The organism is Pseudoxanthomonas sp. LH2527, from assembly GCF_022539275.1.
In the GTDB taxonomy this organism is placed as follows: domain Bacteria; phylum Pseudomonadota; class Gammaproteobacteria; order Xanthomonadales; family Xanthomonadaceae; genus Pseudoxanthomonas_A.
In genome coordinates this window covers 1-23,507 of record NZ_JAKZBW010000037.1, presented here as the reverse complement: position 1 = coordinate 23,507, position 23,507 = coordinate 1, and the positions used below count along the sequence as shown (strand labels likewise).

Sequence of the window (23,507 nt, the reverse complement as noted above, 5' to 3'; positions counted from 1 at the left end):
TGGCGCAGGATGGAGGCAGCCCGCGTCAGGGCCGCGTGAAAGCGCGCATCACGCGGAACGTTGCGCTTCGTACGCCTGCAGATGCACCCAAGCCGCCTGCAGGTGCGGCGTGGTGATTCCGTGCGCGGCCGCGCGATGGACCATGTCGCCGACGATATGCGCGGCTTCGACCCGCTGCCCGGCTTGCAGATCGCGCAGCATCGAGGCCTTCATCGGCGAGCCGGCGGCGGTCAGCGTTTCGCGTGCCGAAGCCTGCGCCGGTGCGGGCACGGGCTGTCCTTCCGCCGCCGCGACGGCGAGGCATTCGTCGTGCAGCGCGGTCATGAAAGCCGCGCCGCCCTCGCCCGCCACCAGCGTGCCGATCGAAGCGCGCATCAGGCAGGTGCCGGCGGCCAGTGCGGTGAGGAAGCTGTACTTCGCCCACTGCGCCTGCGCGATGTCGGGCGCGTGCGCGTGATCGATGCCGGCCTGCGCGCATGCGGCGGCGAGCGCCTGAAGCCGACTGTCCGGCGCCTGGCCTGCGCGTTCGCCGAACGTCATCGACGCCGGCTTGCCCAGATGCAGGACCTCGCCGTCGTCGCCCAGGGTGGCGCTGATGAAGCACAGGCCGCCCAGGACGGACGCGAAGCCGAAACGCGCATCCAGTGCTTGGTAATGCCGCAGGCCGTTGAGCAGCGGCAGCACGCGGGCGCCCGCCTCGACCGCCGGCGCGATGGCGTCCATCGCGCTGTCCAGGTCGTAGGCCTTGCAGCTCAGCAGCACCAGGTCGAACGGCGCGGCATCGGCCAATGCGTCCGCCGTCAGCACCTGCACGGGCACGTCGGCATCGCCGAGCGGGCTGCGGAGGCGCAGGCCACGTTCGCGCAACAGCGCCGCACGTGCCGGACGCACCAGGAAACTCACGTCGATGCCGGCCTGCGCGAGCCGGCCTCCGAAGTAGCCGCCGGTGCCGCCGGCGCCCAGCACGAGCAGCCGCATCAGCTGCGCAAACCCACGCCGCGCTTCAGCAGCCACAGTCCCAGCGCCGCCAGGCCGAACACGAACGCCAGCATCAACGCGTAGGCGATCCACAGCGGCACGTCGCTGGTGCCCAGCAGGCCGTAGCGGAAGGCGTTGACCATGTAGAAGATCGGGTTGGCGTGGGTCAGCGCTTCGGCCCAGGGCGGCAGCAGCTTGACCGAGTAGAACACGCCGCCCAGGTAGGTCAGCGGGGTGAGGATGAAGGTCGGCACGATGGCGATGTCGTCGAACTTCTTGGCGTACGCCGCGTTGACGAAACCGGCCAGCGAGAAGATCGTCGCGCCCAGCAGCACGGTGCTGATCGTCACCAGCGGATGCGGCACGCGCACCTTGGTGAAGAACATGGCGATGACCAGCACGATGGCGCCCACCATCAGGCCGCGCAGCACGGCGCCGGCCACGTAGCCGAGCAGGATCACCCAGTTCGGCATCGGGCTGACCAGCAGTTCCTCGACATGGCGGCCGAACTTGGCGCCGAAGAAACTGGAACTGATGTTGCCGTAGCTGTTCTGGATGATGCTCATCATCACCAGGCCCGGCACGATGAACTCCATGTAGCTGTAGCCGCCCATGTCGCCGATGCGGCTGCCGATCAGGCCGCCGAAGATCAGGAAGTACAGCGTCATGGTGATGGCCGGCGGCACCAGGGTCTGGCCCCAGATGCGCAGGATGCGGTTCACTTCGCGGCGGACGATGGTGCCCAGCGCCACCAGGTTCTTGCGGAACGGCGTGCTGTCGGCGGCCGGCGGCATGTCGATGGCGCTCATGCGGCCTGCTCCCGCTTGGCGGCGGCTTCGTCGCCGGTCAGGCGCACGAACAGCTCCTCCAGCCGGTTGCTCTTGGTGCGCATGGAGCGCACGCGGATGCCGGCGTCGCCCAGCGCGGTGAAGACACGGTTGAGGTCCATCGCACGCGGCATGTCCAGGTCCAGGGTGTGGCCGTCGGTGGCGAACAATGTGGTGCCTTCGATCACCGGCAGCTGCGCCGGCAGTTCGCCGTCGATGTCGAACAGGAAGCCCTCCACGTCCAGCTTGGCCAGCAGCGCACGCATCGGGCCCTGCTCGACAATCACGCCGCGGTCGATGATGGCCAAGTTGCGGCAGAGGCTCTCGGCCTCCTCCAGGTAATGCGTGGTCAGGATGATGGTGGTGCCGGCCTCGTTGATGTCCTTCAGCGTCTTCCACATGCCGCGGCGGATCTCGATGTCGACGCCGGCGGTGGGTTCGTCGAGGATCAGCAGCCTGGGCCGGGTCATCATGGCGCGGGCGATCATCAGCCGGCGCTTCATGCCGCCGGACAGCGTGCGGCTCATGACGTGGGCCTTCTCCCACAGCTGCGCGCGCTTCAGTTCTTCCTCGGCACGCACCAGCGCCTCGGCGCGCGGGATACCGTAGAACCCGGCGTAGTTCACGCAGATGTCCAGCGGCTTCTCGAACATGTTGAAGTTGATTTCCTGCGGCACCAGGCCCAGCAGGCGCATGGCGCCGTCGCGGTCGCGGTCGATGTCCACGCCGAACACGCCGACCTGGCCGCTGCTCTTGTTGACCAGCGAACTGACCACCCCGATCAGCGTGGACTTGCCGGCGCCATTGGGCCCGAGCAGGGCGAAGAAGTCGCCGGGCTCGACCTGCAGCGACACGCCCTTGAGGGCCTGCACGCCGGTGTCGTAGACCTTGCGCAGGTCGGTGATGGCCAGCGCGGGAACTGCCGCGGGAGCCGTTGTCGTGGAGGCCATGGGATACCTTGTGGCGCCGCGACGGCGCCTGGGGGGATGCGAGCGCTTATTATAGGCGTCCCGCCGGGGCCGCCCCGGGCCACACAGTGTTCCAGCCGCCTTGGCGATCGCGCATTTCCCGTTGAAGCTCGTCGGACGCCGCATGCTGGCGCCCAGCGTGGGCCACTACAGCTTCGTCCGCGACGACGGACTGCCGCTGGATTTCATCCCCGGCCAGTTCATCCAGGTGCATTTCAGCTACGCCGACGGCACGGCCGCCAAGCGCAGCTATTCGCTGGCCACTATCCACGACCATGCGATCGGCCCGGGCGAAGCGGTGGAGATCGCGGTCAGCTACGTGCCCGGTGGCGCGGCGACCGCCCTGTTCGAGGGCCTGCCGGAGGGCGGACATGTCGAGGCCAGCGGGCCGTTCGGCCGCTTCTGCCTGATGCCCGGCGACCGCAATGCACGCTACCTGCTGATCGCCACCGGTACCGGCGTGACGCCCTACCGCTCGATGCTGCCGCAGTTGGAAGCGCTGATGGCCGAACGCGGCGTGGAGGTCGTGCTGTTGCAGGGCGCGCGCACGCCGGCCGAGCTGCTGTACGGCGAGGACTTCCGCGCTTTCGCCGACGCGCACCCCGGTTTCCGCTACGTGCCCTGCCTGTCGCGCGAACTGCCGCCCGAGCCGCATGCCGACGTGCGCCAGGGCTACGTGCAGCAGCACCTGGCCGAGTTCGCGCCCGACGCCGCGCGCGACATCGCCTACCTGTGCGGCAATCCGGACATGGTCGATGCCTGCTTCGAGGCGCTGAAGGGACACGGCCTGCCGGTCCCGCAGATCCGCCGCGAGAAATACGTCTCCAGCAAGTAGGGCCCGACTGCCCGCAGCCTGATGAATCCCGACCCGCCTGCGGCGGGCAGGGTTTCCGTGCGCGTGGCGCAGATCGCCGGTCACATCCGTCCCGCCGCACCGTCATGGCATGCTGGGACCCGCCTCCAACGGAACTGATACATGGCACTTCTTCATCGATCACTCGCACTCGCCCTGGGTGGCGCGCTGCTGGCCGGCTGCAGCGGCAGCGCTGCCGGCCCCGACCAGCAGGCCGTGCGCCACTACGGCGACATCGCCTTCAAGCCCTGCACCCTGACCGCGCCCTACCTGACCACCACGGTGGAAGCGCAGTGCGCGACCTACGAGGTGGCCGAAGATCCGGCGAAACCGGACGGCCGCAAGGTGGCGTTGAACATCGCGTGGCTGCCCGCGACCAACGAAGGCGCGGCGACGGACGACCCGGTGTTCTTCCTCGCCGGCGGCCCCGGACAGTCGGCGGTGCAGGTGTGGCCGGCCATCGACGGCGCCTTCCGCGACGTGCGCAAGTCGCGGCACATCGTGCTGGTCGACCAGCGTGGCACCGGCAAGTCGAATCCGCTGGCCTGCAAGGACGGCGAGGGCCGCAACGCTTACACCGATCCGGACGACCTGAGCGAAGCGGCGGCCATCGCCTTCGCCCGTGCCTGCGCGGCGTCGCTGCAGGCCGATCCGCGCTTCTACACCACCACCGACGCCGTGCGCGACCTGGACAGCGTGCGCAAGGCGCTGGGCGCGGCCAGGATCAACCTGGTCGGCGGCTCCTACGGCACACGCGTGGCGCAGCAGTACGCCATGCGCCACCCCGACAGCACGCGCAGCGTGGTGATCGACGGCGTGGTGCCGAACGAACTGGTGCTGGGCAGCGAACACGCCCGCAACCTGGACGCGGCGCTGGCGCTGCAGTTCCAGCGCTGCCAGGCCACGCCGACCTGCAAGGACCGCTTCGGCGACGACCTGCGCGGCCAGTTGCGTACGTTGATGACGCGGCTCGCCGCCACGCCCGTGAGCACCGAGTACCGCGATCCGTCGACCGGCGAACTGGTCACCGGCGAGGTCACCGCCGGCACCGTCGCCGGCATCACCCGCATGTACTCGTACTACCCGCAGGGCGCCGCCCTGCTGCCGCTGGTGTTGAACGAGGCGCAGCAGGGCCGCTACGGCTCGCTGATGTCGCTGTCGAAACTGCTGGAAAGCCAGGTCGGCGACCAGTTCATGCACGGCATGCAGCTGTCGGTGATCTGCGCCGAGGATGCGGACCTGCTGAAGGCCGACCCGGCCGACGCCGACACCGTGCTGGGCAGCCTGCTGGGCGACACCCTGAAGACGCAGTGTGCGGCATGGCCCACGGGCACGCGCCCGGCCGACTTCCACACCGCGTGGACGTCCGACATTCCCACGCTGATCACCTCCGGGGAGCTGGACCCGGTCACCCCGCCGCGCTACGGCGAGCAGGTGCTGCGCACGTTGTCGAACGGCCGCCACCTGACGTTGAAGGGCCAGGGCCACGGCACGTTCGCCGTCGGCTGCATGCCCAAGCTGCTGGGCCGCTTCCTGGAAACGGCAAACGCCAAGGACCTGGACGCCACCTGCCTGGACAGCCTGGACTATGTGCCGCCCTTCACCAGCTTCAACGGCTGGGAGCCGTGAGCCGCGCCCCGCGCGCCCGCCCTCTTCAATGGACATGACCGAATGATCATCGCCAACGACCTGCACAAGTCCTTCAAGACCAAGACCGGAACGGTCACCGCCGTGGACGGCGTCAGCTTCACCGCCCACGACGGCCAGATCACCGGCCTGCTCGGCCCCAACGGCGCCGGCAAGACCACCACCATGCGCATGCTGTACACGCTGATGACGCCCGACCGCGGCGAAGTGAAGGTGGACGGCATCGACACCGCGCGCGATCCCGTCGCGGTACGCCGCGCACTGGGCGTGCTGCCCGACGCCCGCGGCGTGTACAAGCGGCTGACCGCGCGCGAGAACATCGCCTACTTCGGCGAGCTGCACGGACTGTCGTCGAAGCAGATCGCCGAGCGCACGAAGGCGCTGTCCGAAGCGCTGGACATGGGCGACATCCTCGACCGCCAGACCGAGGGCTTCAGCCAGGGCCAGCGCACCAAGACCGCGATCGCCCGCGCGCTGGTGCACGACCCGCGCAACGTCATCCTCGACGAACCCACCAACGGCCTGGACGTGATGACCACGCGCGCGATGCGCGGCTTCCTGCGCCAGCTGCGCGACGAGGGCCGCTGCGTGATCTTCTCCAGCCACATCATGCAGGAGGTCGCCGCGCTCTGCGACCGCATCGTCATCATCGCCAAGGGCACCGTGGTCGCCGCCGGCACCGCCGACGAACTGCGCGCGCAGGCCGGCGAGGACAACCTGGAGGATGCGTTCGTCAAAGTGATCGGTTCGGAGGAGGGCCTGCTGGCATGAACATGTTCCGTACTGTCTTTACGGTGATGCGCAAGGAACTGCGCGACCTCTCGCGCGACCGCCGCACACTGGCGCTGGCGCTGTTCCTCGGCCCGCTGCTGTATCCCGCGCTGATGCTGGGCATGGGCTACCTGACCGAGAACCGCATCCGCACCCAGGTCGACAAGACGCTGGAGATTCCGATGGTGGGCGCCGAACACGCGCCCAACCTGGTGAAGTTCCTCGCCACCAACGGCATCACCGCCGGCAAGGCGCCGGCCAACCTCGACACCGCCATCCGCACGCAGGAGATCGATGTCGCCCTGCGTATCAGTCCCGACTACGCGGAGGACTGGCGCAACGGTCGTCCCGCACTGGTGGAGATCATCCGCGACAGCACGCGCCGCGACGCGGATATCCCCACCCAGCGCGTCAATGCCGCGCTCTCCGCGTACAGCCAGCAGGTCGGCGCCCTGCGGCTGCTCGCTCGCGGCGTCGATGCCTCGGTGGCGCGACCGGTGAACGTCGGCATGCAGGACCTGGCTACACCCGAGGCCAAGCAGGGCATGCTGCTGTCGGTGCTGCTGCCCTACCTGCTGATCCTCACCTCGTTCATCGGTGGCGCCTACCTGATCCTCGATGCCACCGCCGGCGAACGCGAGCGGCAATCGCTGGAACCGCTGCTGGCCACGCCAGCACCACGCAGCGCGGTGGTCAGCGGCAAGATCGCCGCCGCCTGCGTGATCGGCCTGACCACGCTGCTGCTCACGCTGCTGGCGTTCAAGTTCAGTGCGCAATTCGCCGGCACGCTGGGACGGCAGTTGAACGTGTCGTTCCTGTCGATGGGCAAGATGCTGCTGATCCTGCTGCCGATGCTGTTCATCGGCACGTCGCTGCTGACGTACCTGGCGGCCTCGGCCAAGAGCATGAAGGAGGCGCAGAGCCACATGACCTGGTTGATGCTGCTGCCGATGATCCCGACGTTCGCGCTGATGGCCAATCCGCTGAAGAGCCAGCCGTGGCAGTTCGCCGTGCCGTTTTTGGCACAGAACCAGCTGCTGCTGAAGGTCATCCGCAACGAGTACATCGGCCCGCAGACCTGGGGCATCTACATCGCCGCGGCGTTCGGCGTGGCGGCACTGCTGTGGTTCGCGGCGGTGCGCCGCTACCACCAGGAGAAGCTGGCCATCGCCGGATGACGCAGGCGATGCATTGAAGCGGAAACGGCCACCTTGCGGTGGCCGTTTTTCTTTCTGGGGAACTCAGAAGCGGTATTCGTAGCCCAGCGTCAGCGTCTGCGCGGTGACATCGGCGTTGAACAGGTCGCCCTTGTTGTAGTCGTAGTTCAGGCTGAGGCCGTTGTTGTGGTCGAAGTCGTAGCCCACGCCCACGCCCACGTACGGCTTGGTGGAACGCTCGCGCAGCGAAAGACCTTCGGTCGAGAGCTTGCTGTTGACGCTCTGCACGCCCGCGCGTCCGGCGATGAAGAAGCCGGTGTTGTCGGCGCCGAACGCCTTCTTGCCCACCACGCCCGCACCCACCGCATCCACGTCGAACGACACGCCCTCGATGGAGCGGTCGCCGAGGATCGAATAGAAGCCTTCGACGGCGAAGTTCGGAGTGAAGTAGTGGCCGATGCGCAGGCCGTAGGCCGTGTCGGTGTCGTCGGCGCTCAGGTCGTCGACCTCAAGCTCCAGCTCGCTGTGTCCGATCTCGAGGCGTCCGTACCACTGGCCGGCCTGCGTGGCGGCGGCGGTGGAGGAGAGGGTGAGGCACGCCAGCGCAACCGCGCCGGCAACAGTGAATCGCTTCATGGAATCCTTCCGTGTTGTTGTGATGTTCGCCCGTCATGCGGGCGGCGGCACAGTAAGCGTCGTCCCTGCTTCCGTCCAGTGCTGATCGTCTTTTGTTAGACGAGAAGAGCACGCACACGAAAACGCCGGCGCGGGGCCGGCGTTTCGCTGGGTGCCGATGTGGCGGCGATCAGCCCGGGCTGAAGCCGATCGTGCGACGCGTGGTGACCGGTGCATCGACCGGCTCGAAGCGCCAGCGGCGCACGGCGTTGAGCGCTTCGCGATCGAACACGCGCGCCGGGGTGGCGCGCACCACGCGGGCGTTGGTGACCGAGCCGTCGGTGCCCACGGTGATCTCCACCAGCACTTCGCCGCTCGTGCCCGAACGCAGCGCTTCCGGCGGATAGCGCGGCGCCGGCGTGCTGACCGCGCGCAACGATTGCGCCTGCGCGGCGGCAGGCACCGCAGCGCGGGCCGCCGCCGACTGGCGCTCGGCCGCTTCGCGCTGGGCGGCGGCCTGGCGTTCGGTTTCCTGGCGGGCCGCTTCGGCGCGCGCCGCTTCCTGCTGCTGGGCCAGCTGCTGGGCGGCGGCTGCCTCGGCGGCGCGCTGCTGCTCGGCCTGCTGGGTCAGGCGCTGCTGTTCCCGAAGGCGGGCGTCTTCTTCGGCCTTGGTCTTGCTGGCCTCATCGGTGACGGCACGCTGGGCGACCGCCTGCTGGGCCGCGGCGATGCTCTGCTGCAGACGCGGCAGCGCGGGCGCCTTCGGATCGGCCTTCTCGATGATCGCCGACAGGCGCTGCGCTTCGGTGAACTCCTCGCGCGCGATGCTCTGCTCGGCGGCGATCAGCGTGTACGGCATCAGGTCGGTCAGCGCGCTGGTCACGCCCGGGTCGTTGGGCAGCTTGTCGCGCAGGGCGAGGTAGTACTCCATCGCGTTGTCGCCGCCGGGCGCATAGATGCGGTTCTCGCGCAGCGCCTTGGTGGCTGATTCGCGCAGCGTGTCGGCATCCATCGCCTGGACCTGCGCGGACACGGCGGGCGGCGGCGGTGCGGCGGGCGCGGCGGCCGGTGTCGCCGCCGGTGGGGCAGCTTCGTCCTGCTTGGAGCACGCCGCCAGCGCGACGATGAGCAGCAGCGGCGCGGCGTAGCGCAGGCGCCCGGTGGTCTGGATCAAGGACATCGTTTCAACTCCCCCAAGTACGTTTCTAATGGTGTCGACACGGCCGGCGACCCGCGAGGGAACGCAGGACCGGAGGTCGCGAATCAGCGCGGGCCCGCCATCGACCGGGCCCGTACGGGCCGGCAATGGCACAAAGCCATCCGGGTACCCCTACCCGGACGCCAGAGTACGTCGGCGCATCGGAAGCAACACTTGACGCCCATCACATTTTTGGCGGGTTGCGGCCCGGTGCCGTCATTTGCCGATGCAGAACGTGGAAAAGATGTGGCCCAGCATGTCGTCGGCGCTGACGCGGCCGGTGATGTCGCCGAGCGCATCGTGGGCGAGGCGCAGCTCCTCGGCAGCCAGTTCCAGCTGCTCGTGCTGAAGCTGGTCGGACGCAGATCCGGCGTGAGCGGCCGCGCGGTGCAATGCTTCCACGTGGCGCGCGCGCGCCGAGAATTCGCCGTCGCCGCCATCGCTGGCCGGTCCACCGGCAAGCGCACGCAGGCGCACGTGCAGCCGGTCGAGGCCGATGCCCTGCGCGGCGGATGCGAACACGCGATCGCCGTCATCCGGCGGCACGCTGGCTAGCAGGTCGGCCTTGTTGTGGATCCACAGCACGGTGCCGACGCCGTCGATGCTGTCGGCGATCGCCGCACGGCCGGCGTCCGGATCGCGCGCATCGATCACCGCCAGCGCCACATCGGCGCGGGCGAGTTCCGCGCGTGCGCGGCGCATGCCTTCGCGTTCGATGGCATCGCCGCCGTCGCGAAGACCGGCGGTGTCCACCAGGTGCAGTTCCAGTCCGTCGAGACGGATCGTCTCGCGCAGCGTGTCGCGGGTGGTGCCGGCGACATCGGTGACGATGGCGCGGTCGCTGCCGGCCAGCGCGTTGAGCAGGGAACTCTTGCCGGCGTTCGGCGGCCCGACGATCACCGCATGCACGCCGTCGCGCAGCTTGCGTCCGCGTTCGGCGTCGGCGATCAGCGCATCCAGCTGCTGTCGCGCCTGCGCCAGGCGCGCGCGGACCTGGTCGCCGCCGAGTGTGTCGATGGATTCGTCGGCGAAGTCGATGGCGGCTTCCACATGCACGCGCAGCGCCAGCAGCGACTGGCCGATGTCGTCGATGCGCCGGGAGAACACCCCATCGAGCGAACGCCGCGCCGCGCGGGCGGCACGCGCGTCGGCGGCGGCGATCAGGTCGGCGATGGCCTCGGCCTGGGCGAGGTCGAGCTTGTGGTTGAGGAAGGCGCGTTCGGAGAATTCGCCGGGACGTGCCATCCGCGCACCCAGCGCACAGACTCGCGCGACCAGTTGCTGCAGCACGACGGGACTGCCATGCGCCTGCAGTTCCACCACGTCCTCGCCGGTGAAACTCGCCGGACCGGGAAACGACAGCGCGATGCCGTCGTCGAGCGTGCCGCCGTCGGCGTCGCGAAAGCGCACGTGATGGGCGCGGCGCGGCGACAGCGCGCGCGCGCAGATGGTCTTCGCGATCGCCTGCGACGCCGGCCCCGACAGGCGCACGATGCCGACGCCACCGGCACCGGGGGCCGTGGCGATGGCGACGATGGTGTCCTGGGCGTGCGTCATGGGGCGGACTCAGCGGATGAGCTTTCAGCGTAGCGGAAACACGAAGCCCGCCGGAGGGCGGGCTTCGTGGTGTCGCGGCGGGTGCGGATTACTTGGCGACGGCGGTCTTCGGCGGCGTGGCCGACTCGCCGTGGCGCTTGGTCATCCACCACTGCTGCAACAGGCCCAGCGCGCCGTTGGTCACCCAGTACAGCACCAGGCCGGACGGGAAGAAGGCCATCATCACGCCGAACACCAGCGGCATGAACTGCATCATCTTCTGCTGCATCGGGTCCATGCCCGGCGCCGGCGTCAGCTTCTGCGTCAGCCACATCACCAGCATGTTGAGCACCGGCAGGATGAAGTACGGGTCGCGCGCGGTCAGGTCCTGGATCCAGGCGAACCACGGCGCTTGGCGCAGCTCGACCGATTCCACCAGCACCCAGTACAGCGCCAGGAACACCGGCATCTGCACGAGGATCGGCAGGCAGCCGCCCATCGGGTTGATCTTCTCCTTCTTGTACAGCTCCATCATGGCGACCTGGAACTTCTGCTTGTCGTCGCCGTAGCGCTCCTTCAGCTGCTGGATGCGCGGCTGGAACTTGCGCATCTTGGCGAAGCTCTTGTACTGCGCGGCCGACAGCGGATACAGCGCCAGCTTGACCAGGATCACCAGGCCGATGATCGACCAGCCCCAGTTGCCGATGAAGCCGTGCAGGAAGTTCAGCACCCAGAACAGGCCCTGGCCCAGCAGCGCGAGGATCGAGAACTGGCTGTAGTCGACCACGCGGTCGATGCCCGGCGCGTTGATCGCATGGATCTTGTCGACCAGCTTGGGACCCACCCACAGGCGTGCGGTGGTGGTGGCCTGCTGGCCGGGACCGACGTTGACGCCCGGGCCCATTTCGCGGATCAGCGCGCGCGTGCCGTTGTCGGGATTGTCGAGCGAGATGGTGGTGGTGTCGTCGGCCTGCGGGATCCACGCACTGAAGAAGTGGTGCTGCGGGATGGCGATCCAGCCGCCCTTCACCTGCTGGTTGACGCGACCGTCTTCCAGGTAGTCCTCGTTGAACTTGCGGCGCTGGTAGCTGCCGTCCCACCAGGTGGCGCCGTTGAAGCTGAAGGACTCCGGATTGGTCATGCCGCTCTTGACCACCGGCGGCGTGCGCAGCAGCTGGCGGTAGACCGTGCCCTGCCACGTACCGGCACCGGCATTGATGACCTGGTCGCGGACTTCGATTTCGTAGCTGGCGCGCTTGAAGGTGTAGGTACGGCGGATGGTCACGCCGTCCGGACCCTGCCAGATGAAGGGCACGCTGACGCTGTCGGCGCCGGTGGCCAGGGCCACGGCAGCGGTGCCTTTCTCCGGCACGAAGGCGTGGTGGTCGGGGGCTTTCGAGCCGCTGCTCACCCAGCCGCTTTCGGCGGCATAGAAGTGCTGCGGTTCCTGGCTGAAAAGGCGGACCGGGCCGCTGCCCGGCGTCTTGCTCTGCGGGTAGTGCAGCAGGTCGGCTTCCAGCACGCTGCCGCCATCCAGCACCAGGCGCAGCACATCGGTGTTCACGGTGACCCGGGGTGCGGCCGCAGCCGTGGGGCTGGCGGTCGGCATGGGAGCGACGGTCGGCGCACTGGGCACCGTGCCGGAGGTCGTCGCGCCCGGCGCGATCGCGGCGGGCACGGTGCTGCCGGGCGTGGTCGTCGTCTGCGCGGCAACGGCGGGGACGGCGGGGGCTGCCTTGTCCTTGCTCCATTCCAGCCATAGCAGGGTCGCCACCATCAGCCAGGCGAAGATCAGGAATACACGGGTCTGGTTCATCAGGCAGGCAGTCTCAACCGGCGTCGGAAACCGGTTTGGTCGGAGAAGAAGGAGTGGGAGGCGGCGCGGGGGAATTCAAGCCCGGCGGCATTGTGCCGCCCGCTGCCGGTGCCGGCAATGCGCCGGCACGCGTCAGCACGCGCTCGAAGGTCGCGCGCAACTGGCTCGGGTCGGCTTTCGCCGCAGGCGGACGGGCGACCACGACGTAGTCGCCGCCCGGGAGCGAGCCGCGGAGACGACGGAAATGGTCGCGCAGCTGGCGCTTGATGCGATTGCGGCCGACGGCCCGCGTATCCACCTTGCGCGACACCGCCAGGCCCAGGCGCGCGGCGCCCTCGCCCGGCAACCAGTGCAGGCTCATCAGCGGATCGGAGGTGCGGCGTGCCTGCTCGAACACGCGCGCGTATTCGGCGCTGGCGCGTACCCGCGCGCTGCGCGGGAAACTCGTGCTCATATCAGCAAGAAGCCCGCTCGTGAACGGGCGGGCTCCTTTTGATGCAGGGACAGCATGGGTGCCGGCCGTCAAGCGACGGCCAAGGCATCAGGCGGTCAGGCGCTTGCGGCCCTTGGCGCGGCGACGGGCCAGGATCTTGCGGCCATCGGCCGTGGCCATACGGGCACGGAAGCCATGGTCGCGCTTGCGCTTGAGGTTGCTGGGTTGGTAAGTGCGCTTGGTGGCCATGGGGCCCTCGTGCGTGTTCGGGTGGAAAGAACCGGAAATTCTATAGGAACCGCCGGCTTACGGTCAACTCCCTTCGCACTTTCGATGGACGTGGCGTGGCGGGGTGGCGCTCCCGGCCCCGTTCGTCCCTTCATCCACATCTTATGCACAGGATCGTTGGCGGGTCCCGGCGCCGGTGGTAGTCTGGCCGACCCCATGGATTCCGATCCGCGCTGCCCCCGGCAGCGCGGGCTGGCCTGTTCCGCCCCCACTCGCGAGTTGTTCCACCTGATGGATGCCTGGCCCCGTTGCCTCGAACGCCTGGAAGCCGAACTGCCGGCCGAGGATGTACACACCTGGCTGAAGCCCTTGCAGGCCGAGCAGCGCAGCAACGCCATGGTGCTGTACGCACCCAATGCCTTCATCGTGGAACAGGTCCGCGAACGTTACCTGGGCCGCATCCGCGAGCTGCTGGACTACTTCGCCGGTCACGACGACGTGTCGCTGGAAATCGGTTCGCGCAGCCGGGTGGCGGACATGCCCGCGGCGACGCCCTCGCTCGGCAGCACGAACGCGGCGACGGCAGTTGAACCGTTCGCCGGCAACATGGACCTGCACTACACCTTCGACAACTTCGTCGAAGGACGCAGCAACCAGCTGGGCCGCGCCGCCGCCTGGCAGGCCGCGCAGAAGCCCGGCGACCGCTCGCACAACCCGCTGCTGCTGTACGGCGGCACCGGCCTGGGCAAGACCCACCTGATGTTCGCCGCCGGCAACGAGATGCGTCGGCAGAATCCGAATGCGCGCGTGCTGTACCTGCGCAGCGAGCAGTTCTTCAGCGCCATGACCAAGGCGCTGATCGAAAAGTCGATGGACCAGTTCAAGCGCCGCTTCCAGCAGGTCGACGCGCTGCTGATCGACGACATCCAGTTCTTCGCCGGCAAGGACCGCACCCAGGAAGAGTTCTTCCACACCTTCAACGCGCTGTTCGACGGCCGCCAGCAGATCATCCTGACCTGCGACCGGTATCCGCGCGAAGTGGAAGGCCTGGAGCCGCGCCTGAAGTCGCGGCTGGCGTGGGGCCTGAGCGTGGCCATCGACCCGCCGGACTTCGAGACGCGTGCGGCGATCGTGCTGGCCAAGGCCCATGAGCGTGGCGCGCAGATCCCCGACGACGTGGCGTTCCTGCTGGCCAAGAAAATGCGCAGCAACGTGCGTGACCTGGAAGGCGCGCTCAACACGCTGGCCGCCCGCGCCAACTTCACCGGCCGCGCCATCACCACCGAGTTCGCCCAGGAAACCCTGCGCGACCTGCTGCGCGCGCAGCAGCAGGCCATCAGCATCCCCAATATCCAGAAGACCGTGGCAGACTACTACGGTCTGCAAATCAAGGACCTGCTGTCCAAGCGGCGCACGCGTTCACTCGCGCGCCCGCGGCAGGTGGCGATGGCCTTGGCCAAGGAACTGACCGAACACAGCCTGCCGGAAATCGGCGACGCGTTCGCCGGTCGCGACCACACGACCGTGCTGCACGCCTGCCGACAGATCCGCACCCTGATGGAAGCGGACGGCAAGCTGCGCGAGGACTGGGACAAGCTGATCCGCAAACTGAGCGAGTGAGAGCAGTACCTCAAGTCGCAGGCGGGCGCGGATGGCGGCGCCGGTAGCAGGTCGGGCGTAAGCAGTGGCAGGTCGGGATCGGAGGGGCTGGGCAGCGGGGCGTCGTGGCGGCGGGTGATCCTGTCGTTGCGGGTGCCGGGAGCCATCACTCCCCGCCATGGCAGCCACTGTAGGCAAGGCGTGGTTGGCCAGCAACGGACAACGTGGTGGGCAAGTGGGCGGGGCTTCTGTGGATAAGATGTGCGTGGTTTCCCGGCCAAAAGTTGTCCACAGGTTCCACCACAACCGCAGGCACCCCTGTCCACCGGGTTGCAGGAACAAAAAACAAAACGAATTCATGTGGTTAGGTAGGTTTTCCCGGATTTTCAGGCCTACCACCACCACCAGCTTTTAAGCTTTTAGTCTTAAAAATCCAAAGCGAAGGGGCTCCAACACTCATGCGTTTCAGTCTGCAGCGCGAAGCATTCCTCAAGCCCTTGGCCCAGGTGGTCAACGTGGTCGAACGCCGGCAGACGCTGCCGGTCCTGGCGAATTTCCTGGTGCAGGTACAGAACGGCCAGCTGTCGCTGACGGGTACCGATCTGGAAGTGGAGATGATTTCCCGCAGCGCCGTCGATGACGCGCAGGACGGCGAGACCACCATCCCGGCCCGCAAGCTGTTCGACATCATTCGCGCCCTCCCCGACGGCAGCAAGGTGACCGTCAGCCAGACCGGCGACAAGGTCACCGTGCAGGCCGGGCGCAGCCGCTTCACGCTGGCCACTCTGCCTGCCAACGATTTCCCCTCGGTGGACGAAGTCGAAGCGACCGAGCGGATCGAGGTGCCGGAAGCCACGCTGAAGGAGCTGATCGAGCGGACCTCGTTCGCCATGGCCCAGCAGGACGTGCGCTACTACCTCAACGGCCTGCTGTTCGACCTCAGCGAGCGGACCCTGCGCTGCGTGGCCACCGACGGACATCGTCTGGCCATGTGCGAGTCGCAGCTGGAAGGCGCCGCGGTGGGCAAGCGCCAGATCATCGTCCCGCGCAAGGGCGTGACCGAGCTGCAGCGCCTGCTGGAGGGCGGCGACCGTTCGCTGGAACTGGAAGTCGGCCGCAGCCATATCCGCGTGAAGCGCGACGATGTCACCTTCACCTCCAAGCTGATCGACGGCCGCTTCCCGGATTACGCAGCGGTGATTCCGATCGGCGCCGACCGCGAAGTGCTGCTGGACCGCGAAGTGCTGCGGGCCGCCCTGCAGCGCGCCGCCATCCTGTCCAACGAGAAGTACCGCGGTGTGCGCGTCGAGGTGTCGCCCGGCCAGCTGAAGATCAGCGCCCACAATCCCGAGCAGGAAGAGGCCCAGGAAGAGATCGAGGCCGACACCAAGGTCGATGGCCTGGCGATCGGCTTCAACGTGAACTACCTGCTGGATGCGCTGTCGGCGTTGCGCGACGAGCACATCGTCCTGCAGCTGCGCGACGCCAATTCGTCGGCCCTGGTCCGCGAGGCCAGCAGCGAGAAGTCGCGCCACGTGGTGATGCCGCTGCGTCTCTGACCGATCCTGTTCCACGTGGAACACGACCATCGCCCGGCCCCGTGCCGGGCGATGTCGTTTCGGGGCACGGGTACCGAACAGGGATCCGTGCCATCAAGGCTGCGTGCTCGCAAGCCAGCCGCAACGGGCAGATCGGGCGCTTGGCCACCGCAAGCTACAATGGCCCCATGCTCACCCTCTTCCCCGGCTCCGCCCGTCATCTGCTTCCAGTCGCCGGTTCCGGGGCCATGGAACCGGCGGTGGCGCACCGATGCAGGTGACCCGACTCGAGGCCAGCGGCCTCAGGCGTTTCGAGCAGGTGGCACTGGCGCCGGAACCCGGCCTCAACCTGATCACAGGCGACAACGGCGCCGGCAAAACCAGCTTGCTGGAGGCGCTGCACCTGATGGCCTATGGCCGCAGTTTCCGGGGCCGTGTGCGCGACGGACTGGTGCGGACCCGTTCCGATGCTGTCGAGGTCTTCGTCGAATGGCGTGAATCGGCCCAGTCGCGCGTGCGCCGCGCGGGATTGCGGCATACCGGGCAAGCGTGGACAGGACGCCTGGATGGAGAGAACGTCGCCCAGCTCGGCGATCTCTGCGCCGCGCTGGCCGTGGTCAGCTTCGAGCCCGGCAGTCACGCGCTGGTGACCGGTGGCGGCGAGCCCCGCCGACGTTTCATGGATTGGGGCTTGTTCCACGTGGAACAAGGACGCGAAGGTGGGTTTCTCCCGCTCTGGCGCCGTTACGCCCGTGCGCTCAAGCAGCGTAACGCCCTGCTGAGGGCCGGTATAGCGGGAGCGCAGCTGGACGCCTGGGATCATGAGCTGGCCGATGCGGGCGAGCCCCTCACCGACCATCGCCAGCGGTATATCGACGCCCTGCAGCAGGATCTGGCCGACGTGGTGGCCGAGTTGGCGCCGTCGCTGGGCGCGGCCACGCTGGTGTTCCTCCCAGGCTGGCGCCGGCAGGAGCTGTCGCTCGGCGACGCGCTGCTGCTGGCACGGGACCGGGATCGCGCGGCGGGGTACACCACCGTCGGGCCGCACCGGGCGGACTGGCGGATCCAATACTCCCAGTTCCCTGACGGCGAAACCCTCTCCCGCGGCCAGGCTAAGCTCACCGCGCTGTCCTGCCTGCTGGCGCAGGCACAGGACTTCGCCCGTCGGCGCGGCGAATGGCCGGTGGTGGCGCTCGATGACCTGGCCTCGGAACTGGACCGTCATCACCAGCGGCGCCTGCTGGATCGCCTGCTCGCCAGCGGCGCGCAGGTCTTCATCACGGGCACGGAACCCCCGCTCGGCCTGCAGGAAGGCCTCCATCCAGGCACGCGGTTCCACGTGGAACACGGTGCCGTGCAGCCTGCCCTGATGCCCTGAGCCGGGGCTAAGTGCGCACCAGTGCTATAATTCCGCATTGATCCCTTGGCCCGCGCATTGCGCCTACCGACCCGGTGGCGCGGCGCCGGCCTTGCAGCCGACACGAAGCGAATGACCGACGAAACGACCTCTTCTGCACCGAACGGCAACACGTACGACGCCAACAGCATCACCGCACTGGAAGGTCTGGAAGCGGTCCGCAAGCGCCCCGGCATGTACATCGGCGACGTGCATGACGGCACGGGCCTGCACCACATGGTGTTCGAAGTCGTCGACAACTCCATCGACGAGGCGCTGGCCGGCCATGCCGACCACGTGGCGGTGACGATCCATGAAGATGGCTCGGTCTCGGTTTCCGACAACGGTCGCGGCATTCCGGTCGGCAATCATGCGCAGATGAGCGCCAAGCTGGGGCGTGAGGTCTCGGCGGCCGAAGTCGTCATGACCGTCCTCCACGCAGGCGGCAAGTTCGACGACAACAGCTACAAAGTGTCCGGCGGCCTGCACGGTGTGGGCGTCAGCGTGGTCAACGCCCTGTCCGAGAAACTGCAGCTGGACATCTTCCAGGGCGGGGCCCACTACCGCCAGGAATACAGCAACGGTGCGGCCCTGGTGCCGCTGACCCAGGTCGAAAGCTCCACCAAGCGCGGCACCACGCTGCGTTTCTGGCCGTCGGTGACCGCCTTCCACGGCAACGTCGAATTCCATTACGACATCCTGGCCCGCCGCCTGCGCGAGCTGTCGTTCCTCAACTCCGGCGTCAAGATCGTGCTGCTCGACGAGCGGGGCGAAGGCCGTCGCGACGATTTCCATTACGAAGGCGGCATCCGCAGCTTCGTGGAGCATCTGGCGCACCTGAAGACGCCGCTGCATCCGAACGTGATCTCGGTGAGCGGCGAGCAGAACGGCATCACGGTCGAAGTCGCCCTGCAGTGGACCGACGCCTACCAGGAAACGATGTTCTGCTTCACCAACAACATCCCGCAGAAGGATGGCGGTACCCACCTGATCGGTTTCCGCGCGGCGCTGACCCGCACGCTGACCAATTACATCGAACAGAACGGCATCGCCAAACAGGCCAAGGTCAATCTGTCCGGCGACGACATGCGCGAAGGCATGATCGCCGTGCTGTCGGTGAAGGTACCGGATCCCAGTTTCTCCTCCCAGACCAAGGAGAAGCTGGTCAGTTCCGACGTTAGACCGGTCGTTGAGAGCACGTTCGGTGCACGTTTGGAGGAGTTCCTGCAGGAACACCCCCACGAGGCCCGCGCCATCGCCGGCAAGATCGTCGACGCCGCCCGCGCGCGCGAAGCCGCGCGCAAGGCCCGCGACCTGACCCGCCGCAAGGGCGCGCTGGATATCGCCGGCCTGCCCGGCAAGCTGGCGGACTGCCAGGAGAAGGACCCGGCGCTGTCCGAGCTGTTCATCGTCGAGGGTGACTCGGCCGGTGGTTCGGCCAAGCAGGGCCGCAACCGCAAGAACCAGGCTGTGCTGCCGTTGCGCGGCAAGATCCTCAACGTGGAACGCGCGCGCTTCGACCGCATGCTCGCCAGCGCCGAAGTCGGCACGCTGATCACCGCGCTCGGCACCGGCATCGGCAAGGACGAGTACAACCCGGACAAGCTGCGCTACCACCGCATCATCATCATGACCGACGCCGACGTCGACGGTTCGCACATCCGCACGCTGCTGCTGACGTTCTTCTACCGGCAGATGCCGGAGCTGATCGAGCGCGGCCACATCTACATCGGCCTGCCGCCGCTGTACAAGCTCAAGCAGGGCAAGCAGGAGCTGTACCTGAAGGACGACGCGGCGCTCAACGTCTACCTGGCGAACAACGCCGTGGAAGGCGCCTCGCTGATTCCCGCCGATGGCGAGCCGCCGATCTCCGGCGAAGCGCTGGAGAAGCTGCTGCTGGTGTTCACCACGGCGCGCGATGCGATCGCACGCAACGCGCATCGCTACGATCCGGTGCTGCTGGAATCCCTGATCGACTTCACCCCGCTGGATGCCGCGCATCTGCAGCAGAACATCGACGAGCGCCACGAGCTCGACGCGCTGGAAGCCAAGCTCAACCGCGGCAGCATCGGCAGTGCGCGCTATGCGCTGACGCTGCAGCCCGCCACCGAGCAGCGGCCGGCCGCGCTGCTGTCCACGCGCCGGCACATGGGTGAGGAACTGCTGCAGGTGTTGTCGCTGTCGGCGTTCGAAACCGGCGAACTGCGTCCGCTGCGCGAAGCCGCGGCGCTGTTGCACGGACTGGTGCGCGAGGGCGCGCAGGTGGTCCGCGGCAACAAGGCGCAGCCGGTGGCCACCTTTGCCGATGCGCAGGCATGGTTGCTGGAAGAGGCCAAGAAGGGCCGCAGCATCCAGCGCTTCAAGGGCCTGGGTGAAATGAACCCCGAGCAGTTGTGGGACACCACGGTCAATCCCGAAACGCGTCGCCTGTTGCAGGTGCGCATCGAAGACGCGGTCGCGGCCGACCAGATCTTCAGCACGCTGATGGGCGACGTGGTCGAGCCGCGCCGCGAGTTCATCGAAGACAACGCGTTGAAGGTCTCCAACCTCGACGTCTGAGGCGGTGCGAGTGAGCGACGTCCGCACCCTGCCCGACACCACGGCATCGACGCCGCCCGCCCTGCCCTTGCGCAGCGTGCTGCCGGCGTTCGTGCTCGACGTGGTGCTCGCCGTCACGCTGTCGTTTTCCACGCTGATGCTCGGCCTGTTCGGCTGGGCGGCGTGGCGTGGCATCCAGCTGGCACAGCAGTCGGGAGGCGTGCTGGACGCGGCCACGGTGCAGTCCCGGCTCGGCACGCCGCCGGTCCTTTTCCTGATCGTGATGACGCTGGTCGGCACGGGCGGAACGGCGCTGGTGCTGTACCTCTGGCGCCGCCGCGCGACCCCCACCGAACGACGTGCATCCATCGATCGCCTGCGTCTGCCCCGCACGTGGGGCTGGGCGCTGGTGGCGGGACTGGCGACGTTCCTGTTCAGCACGCTGATGAGTGCGGGCGGCCGCGCGCTGGGGCTGGACCTGCAACCCAGCAACCTGGACCTGATCAAGGACGGATTCGCCCGGTTTCCGGTGTTTCTGGCGCTGTTTGCGGTGGTGCTGGCGCCGTTGTACGAGGAACTGCTGTTCCGGCGCGTGCTGTTCGGGCGCCTGTGGGAGGCCGGCTGGCCGGTGCTGGGCCTGATCCTCAGCAGCGTGGTGTTCGCGCTGGTGCACGAACTGCCCGGGCTCAACGGCAAGCCGGCGGACAGCACCCTGTTCCTGATCCTGGTCTACACCGGCATGGGCGGGATCTTCGCTTGGGTCTACCGCCGGACCGGCACGCTGTGGGCGCCGATCGCGGCGCATATCCTGAACAATGCGATAGCGCTGGCGGTCATGCAGGTGTACGGCGACGTACCGGCTTAATGTGATTGACGAAAGTTTAAGACGCGCTTGCCCAGACTCGGGTGTCACGTAATGTTGCAGGGGGCGAGCATGAAACTCCGGATCCTCGGAACCGCCATGGTGTTGGGCCTGACCGCCTGTGCCACCACCACCTCGCCCACCGGGCGCACGCAGATGGTGGGCGGCGTCTCGCAGGCGCAGCTGGACCAGCTGGGCGCGCAGGCCTTCGCCGAGACCAAGGCCAAGGAAACCCTCAATCGCGACGCGCGGCAGAACGCCTATGTCACCTGCGTGGTCAACGCGCTGGTGCGGCAGCTTCCGCCGGCGCAACGCAGCGTGGCCTGGGAAACGGCGGTCTTCACCGACAAGGAACCGAACGCGTTCGCGCTGCCGGGCGGCAAGGTGGGCGTGAACACCGGCATCTTCACCGTTGCCAAGAACCAGGATCAGCTGGCGGCGGTGCTCGGGCATGAGATCGGCCACGTGATCGCGCGGCATCATGAAGAGCGCATCACGCGGCAGATGGGTGCGCAGGCCGGTCTCGGCGTATTGGGGGCGTTGGCGGGCGCACGGTATGGCGATGGCGCCGCCAGCACCGTCAACCAACTTGGCGGCATGACCGCCCAGGCCGCTTTCCTGCTGCCGGGTTCGCGCACACAGGAAAGCGAAGCCGATGTCGTCGGTCAGCGCCTGATGGCGCAGGCGGGCTTCGATCCGCGCCAGGCCGTCGGCCTGTGGCAGAACATGATGGCGGCCAGCGGCGGCCGTTCGCCGCAGTGGTTGTCCACCCACCCCGATCCCGCCAACCGCATCCGCGAACTCGAACGCGATGCACCTTCCCTCGTGCCCACCTACGAGGCGGCCAGGAAGGCCGGAAACGCGCCGAAATGCGGCTGACACACGCTCCGGTATTGCTGCTCCGCAACACCTGAAACGGTATCCGCCCTCCCCCGGTTTCTGATAGCTTTGCCGGCCCCGCACGCAGACGGCACGGATCATTCCTCCGCTGCATGGCCCCACGAGGTTCAGACATGAAGCAACGCACGTCCAAGAAAACCCTTCTCAGCCTGATGCTGCTGGCAGCGTTCGGCGGCGCCGTGGTGGCCGATGCCGTGGCGTACGACGCCCGCTCCGCCGAGCGTGGTGGCCGCAAGAGCAGCGCCAAGCCCGAAGTGCGTTACCCCGAGGCCACGCGCGAAGAGCCGAAGGTCAAGGCATCCAGCAAGATGCAGGGTAAGCTGAACAAGCTGTTCAAGGCCTACGACAAGGAAGACAACTACGCCGAGACGCTGACCCTGGCCAAGGAACTGCTGGCCGAAGCCAACGCGAACGAATACGACAAGGCGATGGCCGCGCAGCTGGGCGCGCAGGCCGCGTACAACCTGGACGACATGGCGACCGCCAAGCAGCTGCTGCAGCAGGCCGTCGACCTGAATGCGCTGGACAACAACGGCCACTACCAGTCGCTGCTGATGCTGGCGCAGCTGCAGCTGCAGGACGACGAGTTCGAGCCCGGCATGGCCAATCTCGACCGTTACCTGGCCGAGACCAAGTCCAACCGTCCGGAAGACCTGATCCAGAAGGGCCAGGCGCTGTACCAGATGGAGAAGTACGCCGACGCCATCCCGGTGCTGGAGAAGGCCATCGCCGCGACGCCGGAGCCCAAGGACAGCTGGTACAGCCTGCTGCTGGCCTCGCTGGTCGGCGCGGACCGCCCGGCCGACGCGGTGAAGGTCGCCGAGCAGATGGCCGCCAAGGCGCCGACGGACAAGAAGGCCCAGCTCAACCTGGTCGCCACCTACCAGCAGGCCGACCAGTTCGACAAGGCCGCCGCCGCGCTCGAGAAGATGCGCGCCGCCGGCCAGCTGACCGAAGAGAAGGAATATCGCCAGCTCTACGTGACCTACGCCAACATGGACGGTCGCGAGAAGGATGTGATCTCCGTCGTCAACGAAGGCCTGCAGAAGGGCGCGCTGAAGCCGGACTACCAGACCCAGCTGGCCCTGGCGCAGGCGTACTACTACTCCGAGCAGATTCCGCAGGCCATCGAGGCCTGGCAGAAGGCCGCTCCGCTGGCGCCCAACGGCGACACCTACCTCAACCTCGCGCGCGTGCTGTGGCAGGAGGACCGCATTGCGGAAGCCAAGACCGCCGCGCGCGCCGCGCTGGAGAAGGGTTTGAAGAAGCCGGAAGACGCGAAGAAGATCATTGCGCTGCCGTAACGGGATCGACTGACACCGAAGGCCAATAATCCATACGGATGATGGCACCGGAGCGTCGGATTGGTATAAGCTGGGGGTTCCGCCGGTGAAAATCACTGGCAGGGCCCAGAATCAACGAGGCGCCTCGGTGCCCGTATCAACCTTGAGTTAATTGGCGCATGGCTGAACAACTGGTCATCAACAGGTACCGGGAAGAGGAAGAGGACAACAGCCTCAACTGGCCCCGTATCATCGGCATTGCCTTCGTGATCGCATTGCATGCAGCGGCCCTGCTTGCGCTGTTGATTCCGGCGGTCGCCCCGCCGGCGGAAAAGGACAAGGAGCGCCGCACGTCGGTCGTGAT

At 67.6% G+C, this 23,507-nt stretch carries 20 protein-coding genes and 1 pseudogene; 12 read left to right on the top strand and 9 right to left on the bottom strand.

Annotation, left to right across the window (positions count from 1 at the left end):
- Nucleotides 1-48: 48 nt before the first annotated feature.
- Genes panE through MMG85_RS16740 form a run of 3 tightly spaced genes read right to left on the bottom strand, consistent with a single transcriptional unit; the run spans nt 49 to nt 2,755 of the window.
- Entirely contained in the window at nt 49-978 is a 930-nt protein-coding gene (gene panE / locus MMG85_RS16750; RefSeq protein WP_241047070.1) for a 2-dehydropantoate 2-reductase, read from the bottom strand.
- Nucleotides 978-1,787: an ABC transporter permease gene (locus MMG85_RS16745; RefSeq protein ID WP_241047069.1), complete on the bottom strand. Its 810-nt coding sequence runs from the start codon at nt 1,785-1,787 to the stop codon at nt 978-980. Before MMG85_RS16745 ends, panE begins: the two co-directional genes overlap by 1 nt.
- Nucleotides 1,784-2,755 carry an ABC transporter ATP-binding protein gene (locus tag MMG85_RS16740; RefSeq protein ID WP_241047068.1) on the bottom strand — a complete coding sequence of 324 codons (972 nt, stop codon included), beginning with the start codon at nt 2,753-2,755 and terminating at the stop codon, nt 1,784-1,786. The genes MMG85_RS16745 and MMG85_RS16740 overlap by 4 nt, the downstream gene beginning before the upstream one ends.
- A gap of 100 nt (nt 2,756-2,855) precedes the next feature.
- Between MMG85_RS16740 and MMG85_RS16735 the strand changes: the two genes are divergently transcribed.
- From MMG85_RS16735 to MMG85_RS16720, 4 genes are all read left to right on the top strand, one after another.
- Nucleotides 2,856-3,608, top strand: coding sequence for a ferredoxin--NADP reductase (locus MMG85_RS16735; protein WP_277399925.1), 753 nt, complete (start codon nt 2,856-2,858; stop codon nt 3,606-3,608).
- A 141-nt stretch (nt 3,609-3,749) separates the two neighbouring features.
- Entirely contained in the window at nt 3,750-5,255 is a 1,506-nt protein-coding gene (locus MMG85_RS16730) for an alpha/beta fold hydrolase (RefSeq protein ID WP_241047067.1), read from the top strand.
- 42 nt (nt 5,256-5,297) lie between these two features.
- Nucleotides 5,298-6,044 carry an ATP-binding cassette domain-containing protein gene (locus MMG85_RS16725; protein ID WP_241047066.1) on the top strand — a complete coding sequence of 249 codons (747 nt, stop codon included), beginning with the start codon at nt 5,298-5,300 and terminating at the stop codon, nt 6,042-6,044.
- Nucleotides 6,041-7,222, top strand: a complete 1,182-nt coding sequence (locus MMG85_RS16720; protein ID WP_241047065.1) for an ABC transporter permease — start codon at nt 6,041-6,043, stop codon at nt 7,220-7,222. The genes MMG85_RS16725 and MMG85_RS16720 overlap by 4 nt, the downstream gene beginning before the upstream one ends.
- Nucleotides 7,223-7,285: 63 nt before the next feature.
- On the opposite strand, the gene MMG85_RS16715 is transcribed toward MMG85_RS16720, so the two are convergent.
- The 6 genes from MMG85_RS16715 to rpmH form a co-directional block, all read right to left on the bottom strand.
- On the bottom strand, nt 7,286-7,837 hold the full coding sequence (locus MMG85_RS16715) for a porin family protein (protein WP_055938784.1): 552 nt from the start codon (nt 7,835-7,837) through the stop codon (nt 7,286-7,288).
- Nucleotides 7,838-8,006: 169 nt separating this feature from the next.
- Nucleotides 8,007-8,996 carry an energy transducer TonB gene (locus MMG85_RS16710; protein WP_241047064.1) on the bottom strand — a complete coding sequence of 330 codons (990 nt, stop codon included), beginning with the start codon at nt 8,994-8,996 and terminating at the stop codon, nt 8,007-8,009.
- A 234-nt stretch (nt 8,997-9,230) separates the two neighbouring features.
- Nucleotides 9,231-10,571 carry a tRNA uridine-5-carboxymethylaminomethyl(34) synthesis GTPase MnmE gene (gene mnmE, locus MMG85_RS16705; RefSeq protein ID WP_241047063.1) on the bottom strand — a complete coding sequence of 447 codons (1,341 nt, stop codon included), beginning with the start codon at nt 10,569-10,571 and terminating at the stop codon, nt 9,231-9,233.
- A gap of 88 nt (nt 10,572-10,659) precedes the next feature.
- The gene (gene yidC / locus MMG85_RS16700) at nt 10,660-12,366 is read right to left on the bottom strand and encodes a membrane protein insertase YidC (RefSeq protein ID WP_241047062.1); all 1,707 of its coding nucleotides are present in this window, start codon (nt 12,364-12,366) and stop codon (nt 10,660-10,662) included.
- Between the two features lie 13 nt (nt 12,367-12,379).
- Nucleotides 12,380-12,820, bottom strand: coding sequence for a ribonuclease P protein component (gene rnpA, locus MMG85_RS16695; protein WP_241047061.1), 441 nt, complete (start codon nt 12,818-12,820; stop codon nt 12,380-12,382).
- 87 nt (nt 12,821-12,907) lie between these two features.
- Nucleotides 12,908-13,048: a 50S ribosomal protein L34 gene (gene rpmH, locus MMG85_RS16690; RefSeq protein ID WP_027083663.1), complete on the bottom strand. Its 141-nt coding sequence runs from the start codon at nt 13,046-13,048 to the stop codon at nt 12,908-12,910.
- A 270-nt stretch (nt 13,049-13,318) separates the two neighbouring features.
- Here rpmH and dnaA point away from each other — a divergent pair, with 270 nt between their 5' ends.
- The 8 genes and pseudogenes from dnaA to MMG85_RS16650 form a co-directional block, all read left to right on the top strand.
- Nucleotides 13,319-14,647 (top strand): chromosomal replication initiator protein DnaA, encoded by a 1,329-nt coding sequence (dnaA, locus tag MMG85_RS16685; protein WP_241047060.1) that lies wholly within the window; start codon nt 13,319-13,321, stop codon nt 14,645-14,647.
- A gap of 437 nt (nt 14,648-15,084) precedes the next feature.
- The gene (gene dnaN / locus MMG85_RS16680; protein WP_055938746.1) at nt 15,085-16,185 is read left to right on the top strand and encodes a DNA polymerase III subunit beta; all 1,101 of its coding nucleotides are present in this window, start codon (nt 15,085-15,087) and stop codon (nt 16,183-16,185) included.
- A gap of 250 nt (nt 16,186-16,435) precedes the next feature.
- Nucleotides 16,436-17,542, top strand: a complete 1,107-nt coding sequence (gene recF / locus MMG85_RS16675; RefSeq protein ID WP_241047059.1) for a DNA replication/repair protein RecF — start codon at nt 16,436-16,438, stop codon at nt 17,540-17,542.
- A gap of 111 nt (nt 17,543-17,653) precedes the next feature.
- Complete coding sequence (gene gyrB / locus MMG85_RS16670) at nt 17,654-20,119, top strand: DNA topoisomerase (ATP-hydrolyzing) subunit B (protein WP_241047058.1); 2,466 nt, start codon at nt 17,654-17,656, stop codon at nt 20,117-20,119.
- Between the two features lie 10 nt (nt 20,120-20,129).
- A complete protein-coding gene (locus MMG85_RS16665) occupies nt 20,130-20,963 on the top strand; it encodes a CPBP family intramembrane glutamic endopeptidase (RefSeq protein ID WP_241047057.1) in 834 nt (277 codons plus the stop codon).
- 69 nt (nt 20,964-21,032) lie between these two features.
- Nucleotides 21,033-21,839, top strand: a complete 807-nt coding sequence (locus MMG85_RS16660; RefSeq protein WP_241047056.1) for a M48 family metallopeptidase — start codon at nt 21,033-21,035, stop codon at nt 21,837-21,839.
- A 134-nt stretch (nt 21,840-21,973) separates the two neighbouring features.
- Nucleotides 21,974-23,164 (top strand): tetratricopeptide repeat protein, encoded by a 1,191-nt coding sequence (locus MMG85_RS16655; RefSeq protein ID WP_241047055.1) that lies wholly within the window; start codon nt 21,974-21,976, stop codon nt 23,162-23,164.
- 158 nt (nt 23,165-23,322) lie between these two features.
- Nucleotides 23,323-23,507 (top strand): annotated as a pseudogene (locus MMG85_RS16650) (energy transducer TonB); the annotation flags it as partial.